8 protein-coding genes are annotated in these 7294 nt (G+C 69.3%); 2 read left to right on the top strand and 6 right to left on the bottom strand.

All coding sequences use genetic code 11. From position 1 onward, the window contains the following. The 5 genes from A9X03_RS17310 to A9X03_RS17330 all read right to left on the bottom strand — a co-directional run. Positions 1-900 (bottom strand): esterase family protein (locus tag A9X03_RS17310; RefSeq protein ID WP_255396736.1); only part of this gene is annotated, 900 nt, incomplete at its 3' end. Positions 901-1034: 134 nt separating this feature from the next. Beyond that, entirely contained in the window at positions 1035-3275 is a 2241-nt protein-coding gene (locus A9X03_RS17315; protein WP_068262141.1) for a cation-translocating P-type ATPase, read from the bottom strand. After that, entirely contained in the window at positions 3272-3484 is a 213-nt protein-coding gene (locus A9X03_RS17320; RefSeq protein ID WP_067888788.1) for a heavy-metal-associated domain-containing protein, read from the bottom strand. The genes A9X03_RS17315 and A9X03_RS17320 overlap by 4 nt, the downstream gene beginning before the upstream one ends. Positions 3485-3610: 126 nt before the next feature. Next, positions 3611-4687, bottom strand: coding sequence for a hypothetical protein (locus A9X03_RS17325; protein ID WP_068262144.1), 1077 nt, complete (start codon positions 4685-4687; stop codon positions 3611-3613). Positions 4688-4766: 79 nt separating this feature from the next. Then, on the bottom strand, positions 4767-5588 hold the full coding sequence (locus A9X03_RS17330; protein WP_067888795.1) for a mycofactocin-coupled SDR family oxidoreductase: 822 nt from the start codon (positions 5586-5588) through the stop codon (positions 4767-4769). A gap of 140 nt (positions 5589-5728) precedes the next feature. Between A9X03_RS17330 and A9X03_RS17335 the strand changes: the two genes are divergently transcribed. Then, positions 5729-6199 carry an SRPBCC family protein gene (locus A9X03_RS17335; protein ID WP_067754177.1) on the top strand — a complete coding sequence of 157 codons (471 nt, stop codon included), beginning with the start codon at positions 5729-5731 and terminating at the stop codon, positions 6197-6199. Positions 6200-6267: 68 nt separating this feature from the next. Further along, the gene (locus tag A9X03_RS17340; protein ID WP_068262146.1) at positions 6268-6747 is read left to right on the top strand and encodes a DUF417 family protein; all 480 of its coding nucleotides are present in this window, start codon (positions 6268-6270) and stop codon (positions 6745-6747) included. Here the strand turns inward: A9X03_RS17340 and A9X03_RS17345 are convergent. Next, the coding region (locus tag A9X03_RS17345) for a TetR/AcrR family transcriptional regulator (protein ID WP_082974522.1) at positions 6671-7294 on the bottom strand (624 nt) is incomplete at its 5' end. The genes A9X03_RS17340 and A9X03_RS17345 overlap by 77 nt on opposite strands.

Consider the following 7294-nt stretch of genomic DNA (forward strand, 5'->3'; position numbering starts at 1 on the left):
GACCGCGCAGGTGCCGCCCATCGACCACCCGGCGACGCCCCAGTTGGCTCGATCGGCGCTGACGGCGAAGTTCGACACCATGAACGGCACGACGTCCTTGGTCAGGTGGTCGGCGGCGTTGCCGCGGCTGCCGTTGACGCACTCGGTGTCGTTGTCGAACGAGCCGGTGGGGTCGACGAACACCAGTACGGGGGAGAAGCCGCGATGCGCGGCGGCGAAGTTGTCGATGGCGGTGAAGGCGCCGCCTGGGCCCAGCCAGTCGGCCGGGGTGTTGAAGGCGGAACTGATCATCATGACCGCCGGCAAGCGGGGTGGCGGATTGCTGTTGAACCATGCGGGCGGCAGGTAGACCAATTCCCGGCGGTGGCGGAAATGGGAGGCGTTGTCGTCGATGTCGACCGGCACCACCACGCCCTTGCTCGGCCTGGTCCCGGCGACCTGCATTTCGGTCACGCGCAGGCGGTCGATCTGGTCGGGCAACGGCACCGAGGTCAGCTGGTTCCACGCGGCGAGCGCCGTCGGGAAGTAACCCACCCAGCTGTTGAGGGCCAAACTCGCGCACAGCGCGCACAGCGGGATGGACAGCACCGCCACCCCCCGGCGCCACCAGCGCGCGCCCGGCCAGCCCACCAGGAACACCGCGGCGGCCAGGCCGGTCGCCGCGATCCACAGCCACAGCGTCGTCGGCGCCGGGTCACCGGCCACGCCGAGCGACGTGATGTACCAATACGCGAGCGCGGTCGTCGCGACGGCGGCGATCACGGCCATCGGCAGCACCCGCTTGAGCCACCGCCGGGCACGCCACTGGATCGCGATGATCAGCAACAGCAGCGTCAGCGCCTGCACGGTCGGCGGGAACCAGCCATGCAGCAAGGACAGTCGTCCGAAGAATTGGTCCAACGGTCGTTGCCTTTGCTGAGTCGATCGCTGCGCGGGGGCGGACCCGTGGTCTTTTCGAACGCGGTGGGTCGGGAACAACTATCCCACACCCGTCCCACCGGCCCGCCCGCCGTCGCGGCGTGTGAGGGTGGCCGTTAGGAGGCTGTGACGCTGGTGAAAGTGCGCAGCCGCAGGCTGTTGGCGACCACGAAAACGCTGGAAAACGCCATCGCGGCGCCCGCGAGCATCGGGTTGAGCGCGCCGAGCGCGGCGAGTGGGATCGCGGCGATGTTGTAGCCGAAGGCCCAGAACAGGTTGGCCTTGATGGTGGTCAGCGTGCGCCGGGACAGCCGGATCGCGTCGACGGCGGCGCGGAGGTCACCTCGGGTGACGGTGAGGTCGGCGGCTTGGATGGCGACGTCGGTGCCGGTGCCCATGGCCACCCCGAGATCGGCGGTCGCCAGGGCCGCGGCGTCGTTGACGCCGTCGCCGACCATCGCGACGACCTTGCCTTCGGCCTGCAACCGCTTGATGGCGGCGACCTTGTCGGTGGGCATCATTTCGGCGATCACCTGCGCGATGCCCACCTCGTCGGCGATGCGCTCCGCCACGCCCCGGTTGTCGCCGGTCATCAGGATCGGTGTCAGGCCCAGCCCCTTGAACCGCCGAACCGCTTCCGCGCTCGTCGGTTTGACCGTGTCGGCGACGATCAGGACCCCGCGGGCCCGGCCGTCCCAGCCGACGACGACCGCGGTCTTGCCCTCGGCCTCGGCGCGGTCCTTGACCGCCGACAGCTCGTCGCTCAGCGGCTGGCCGCAATCGGCCAGCAGGCTGGCGCGCCCCAGGACGACGGCGTGGCCGTCGACGATGCCCCGCACGCCGTTGCCCTCGGAACTGGTGAATCCCTCGGCCGCGGGCAGCCGGCCCAGCTCGGCCTTGGCGGCCTTGGCGATGGCCCGGGCGATGGGATGCTCGGAGGCATCCTCGAGCGCCCCGGCGTAGCGCAGCAGTGCCGCGCGGTCGGTCCGGTCGGCGCCGACCACGTCGAGGAGGGTCATCTTCCCGGTGGTGACGGTGCCCGTCTTGTCAAGCACGATCGTGTCGACGCGGCGGGTGGATTCCAGGACTTCCGGCCCTTTGATCAGCACGCCGAGCTGGGCCGCGCGGCCGGTTCCGACCAGCAGGGCCGTCGGGGTCGCCAGCCCGAGCGCGCACGGGCAGGCGATGATCAGCACCGCGACGGCCGCGGTCAGCGCCGCGGTGGCCGGGAACCCGAGCGCGAGCCATGCGCCGAGCGTCGCGAGGGCGATGCCGATGACCACCGGGACGAACACACTGGAGATGCGGTCGGCGAGCCGCTGGACCTCGGCCTTGCCCGACTGCGCCTCCTCGACCAGCTTGGCCATGTGCGCCAGCTGCGTGTCGTCGCCGACGCGGGTGGCGCGCACGACGAGGCGTCCGCCGACGTTGACGGTGGCGCCCGTGACGCCGTCGCCCGGGCCGACCTCGACGGGAACGGACTCCCCGGTGAGCATCGAGACGTCCACGGCCGAGGAGCCCGAGACCACGACGCCGTCGGTGGCGACCTTCTCCCCGGGCCGCACCACGAATTGGTCCCCGACGGTGAGGCGATCCACCGGGATCCGGGTCTCGCCGCCGCCCCGCAGCACGGCGACGTCCTTGGCGCCGAGCTCGAGCAGGGTGCGCAGCGCGGCGCCCGCCGTCCGCTTGGACCGCTTCTCGAAGTACCGTCCTGCCAGCACGAACAGGGTCACACCCGCGGCGACTTCGAGGTAGATGTTGCCCGCACCGTCGGAGGGCCGGATGGTCGGTTCGAACCGGTCGTGCGTCCCCGGTGCCCCGGCCGTCCCCAGGAACAGTGCGTACAGCGACCACAGGAAGGCCGACAGGGTGCCGATCGAGACGAGGGTGTCCATCGTGGCGGCACCGTGCCGGAGATTGGCCCAGGCGGCGGCGTGGAAGGGACGGCCACCCCACACCACGACCGGCGCGGCCAGCACCAGCGACGCCCACTGCCAGTAGCGGAATTGCAGGGCGGGGATCATCGCCATGGCGATCACCGGGGTGGCGAGCACGAGCGACGTGATGAGGCGAGTGCGAAGCGCCGCCAGATCGGCGCCGGCGCGCTTCCCGGGGGCCGGTTCCTCCCGGCGCTGCGGCAGGGCGGCGGTGTATCCGGCCTGCTCGACGGCGGCGATCAGCAGCTGCGGGTCGTACCCCGAGGGAACGGTCAGGGCCGCCTTTTCGGTCGCGTAGTTGACGGTGGCGGCGACGCCGGCGAGCCGGTTCAGCTTCTTCTCGATCCGGGCGGCGCACGACGCGCACGTCATCCCCGCGATCTCGAGCTCGATATGGCTCACCGGCACTGCGCTCATGCCACCAAGACGGCCTCGTAGCCGGCCTCATCGACCGCGCCGAGGACGGCGTCCGCGTCGATGGGAGAAGAACTCGTGATCACCAGCCTGCCGGTGTCGGCGCTGACATCCACGCGCTCCACGCCAGGGAGGCGGCCGACCTCGTCCCGCACGGCCGACTCGCAGTGGCCGCAGCTCATCCCGTCGACCCGGTATTCGCTGGTGACCATGGTCCTCCTTCCGGTGGATGCCTCGGGTGGATACCCGATGGCGATACACCTTCGGGCGTCACCTCCATCATGAGTGGGTTCGTACGCTGGTGGCAGCACGATTCTGCCGGATCACGGGACGGGACGTCAGGGCTGGGACAACAACAGCAGCACCCGACCCGTGGCAGGGGGCGCCGGAAACGCGCCCTCGTCGAAGCCGTAGTACTTGCGCTGGTCGGCCGTGACGGCGTCGATCACCTTGCCGGTGGCCGTCAGCTCGCCGTCGTGGACGCGCGCCATCATGCCCTTGAAGTCCGGGACCGCCATCGAATCGGCGAGCATCAGCGCCTCCCCGCCGGTGGCCAGCGTCACCAGCACGCCGGCCCCGGCGTAGTTGTTGCCGCCACGGCCCCGGCCTAGCGGCGCCCAGTAGACGGGCGCCGAGGCGACGGCGCCTTTCACCCGGCGGTATTCGCCCGCATGTTGGGTGTCGGCGACGGTGACGACCGGCAGGGCCGCGATCGTTCGTTGCTCCTTGAGCCAGAGCCCACCCAACGGAACGCAGACGATGGCGTACATCAAGAGCACCAGGACCAAGACAGGCTTCCAAGCGATTTCCCAGCCGAGCCGGCGTGGCGAGACCGCCAGGCCGCGCAGCTGCGTGTCGAGCCGGCGGCGTCCGAATCGAAAGACGTACCAAGCCAATACCCGCGCCAGCGCCATGACCGCGAGGATCGTCAGGCCGGCCATGCCGCACACCCGCCAGTAGAACGTGCTGTCGCCCTGGTTGGCGGTGGCCGCCCACATGACGGCGGGGATCGGGGCGGTGATCAGCAGGAGCAGCGCGTACGACGGGTGACTGGTCAGGTATGGATAGGTCACGCGCCAGGCGGGGTTACCCCCGTAGACGGTCACCGGCCCGACATCGGCGTGCACCGTCGGTGTCCACGACCCCTGCACAATCCGCGGCCGCACGAGCGAGCGGACGAAGAAAAATCCGAAGACGAGCGACACCACGAGCGCTCCCCAGAAGGTTCCGTCGAGCCGTTCGCCGGTGCCGGGCACGCCCATGGCGCCCCGGATATCGATCACCTTGCCGACGAAGAACGTCAACGGCATCACGAAGAAGAACTCGGTCAGCCAGGTCTGGATTAGCTGGGGAATGCGCGCGCCAAGTCGGTCGAAGGCAAGTACACGTTGCCAGACGAAGCTGAGCACGCCCATGAGCGGCGACCATATCGACCTGACGCGGTAGCGGCAATCTTTGTGGTGCGGCTAAGGGCGCTTTGCCGCGCGGAAACCCTCAGACGTAGCCCACGCCGATGTCCACCGAAACCTGGGTCGCCGTGACCAGCCGCGACTGGTCGGAGGCGAGCCAGGCGACCGCGTCGGCGATGTCCTCCGGCTGGGCGATTCCCTCAGGCAGTAGCGGCTTGTGCAGTCCCCGCAGGTGCGGGTAGGTGTCGGCGGCCGCGTGCAGCGCTTCGCGCATGCGCCCGGTGCCCATCGGTGTCGCCACCGCGCCGGGGTTCAGGCTGTTGACGCGGATGTTGTGCCTGCCGAGCTCGGCGGCGAAGGCGCGTGCCATCCCGACGACGGCGTGCTTGCTCGCCGTGTAGTGAATCATGAACGACTGCATGTTGATGCCCGCGGCGGAACCGATGAGGATGATCGAGCCGCCGCGGCCCCCGTCGATGATGTGCTGAGCGCCGGCCATCACCGTGTTCCAGGTCCCGGTGACGTTGGTGTCGATGGTGTCGCGGAACGCCTCGGCGCTGATCTGGTCCCACGGCGCGGGACTGCAGATTCCGGCATTGGCGACGATGATGTCGAGGCGACCCAGTTCGCCCACCGCCCTGTCGACGGCGGCGGTGAGCGCTTGGAGGTCGCGGATGTCGACGGCTTCGGTGATCGCCCGTTTGCCGTTGGCGCTCACCAGCCTTGCCGTCTCCGCCAGGTCCTCGGGTGTCGGTGAATCGTAGGGAACGCTCGGCGGCAATGGCCCGGCGATGTCGACCGCGATGATGTCGGCGCCTTCGGCGGCCAGGCGTACGGCGTGCGCCCGGCCCTGCCCCCGCGCGGCGCCCGTGATCAGCGCAACCTTCCCCGAAATGGATTGATTCATGGCTTGTTTCGGCTCCTCTCGGCGGGGGCTTCCGCCACGCCCATGCGGTCCCTGGCAGGGCGGGTCGTTTCGCTGTTCTGAATTCGACTCGGCGAGCGTAGCGTCGAGCTGACGCTGCCGGACAGCCGAAAGGAAAGATTATGACCGTCACCGTTGTCGACGCGGGTCCACGGCAGGTAAGCCGGTCGGTCGAAGTGGCGGCGCCGGCCGCGGAGCTGTACGCGATGGCCGCCGATCCGCGGCGACACAGCGAGTTGGACGGGTCGGGTACCGTGCGAGCCAACATCAAGGCTCCGGCGGAAATGGCTGTGGGGTCGAAGTTTTCGACCAACATGAAGATGTACGGCCTGCCGTATCGCATCACCAGCACGGTGACCGCCCTCAAACCCGGCGAATTGGTCGAATGGCGTCATCCGTTGGGGCACCGGTGGCGCTGGGAGTTCGAGGCGCTTTCGCCGAGCCGGACGCGGGTCACGGAGACGTTCGACTACAGCCGGGCCGGTGCGGTCAAGAATGCGCTGAACTACTACCAGCTGATCGGTGCGGTGAAGGGGAATACCGCCGGCATCGAAGCGACGCTGGCTCAGTTGCGGGATCGCTACGCCGGATAACGGTTCTGCGACCGGGTGAACAAAATCGGGAGCCCTCTCGTGGCTGCTCTGTGGACAAAATCGAATCCGTGACCGCGCCCGTCGCCACCGGTTCCCGTGTGGCGCAGTCCCTGACGCTGTCGGGCCAGCTGATCAGCCGGTACGGGTTGGTCATCGTCCTGGCCTGGATCGGGTTCGGGAAGTACGTGAAGATGGAATCCCGTGTGCTGATCGAGCACAGCCCGCTGATGAGCTGGATCTACGACGTGTTGAGCGTCGCCACCGTCGCACGCTTGCTGGGCACGATGGAGATCGTCGCCGCGGTTCTGATCGCCCTGAGGCCGGTGTGGCCGCGCGCGTCGGCGGCCGGCAGCGCGCTGGCGGTGCTGCTGTTCCTGGGCACCCTGAGCTTCCTGTTCACCACGCCCGGCGTAATCGCGACCCATGCGGATGGCGTTCCCGTGCTGTCGGCGTTACCGGGCCAGTTCCTGCTCAAGGATTTGGTGTTGATCGGCGTCGCGGTGTGGACCTGCGGTGATTCGCTGGGCGCGCGAACAGCGTCCCGCTGATCAACCCCTTCGCCGAAGCGAGCGTGGCCGCGTAGGCGTCGGCGTCCAGGGTGGCCGCGCGCTCGGTGAGGCCGCGAGCCAGCGCATGGATCGCGCCGGCGGCGGCCCGGGGGTCGATGCCCGGCGGCAGCGCGCCGGCGGTCTGGGCGTCGCGGAGGATCTCAATGATGGTGCGGCGCAGGGCCTTTGGCCCCGGATAGTTCGGCCGGCCGCGACGGGGATGCTGATGGCTGTCCGCGCGTACCGCGCGATCGAAGCCGGCCAGATGCGGATGTTCGCGCATCATCCGACTCGCCTCATCCAACACCGCAACCAGCCGTTCGACCACGTCGTCGGCCTGTGCGGCCGCGTCCCGCAGCCGGGGGGCCGCGATCCGCTCGATGTCCTCGACGGCCGCGCCCAGCAATTCGGACTTGTTCGGGAAGTAGTGGTACAGGCTGCCGCTCGTCATGTCGGCGGCGCGGGCGATTTCGCGAATCGTGGTGCGGGAGTAGCCCACCGTCGCCACACAGCGCATGGTGGCCACGATGATCCGCTGGCGGGTCTC

Source organism: Mycobacterium sp. E1715, assembly GCF_001667625.1.
Taxonomy (GTDB): Bacteria; Actinomycetota; Actinomycetes; order Mycobacteriales; family Mycobacteriaceae; genus Mycobacterium.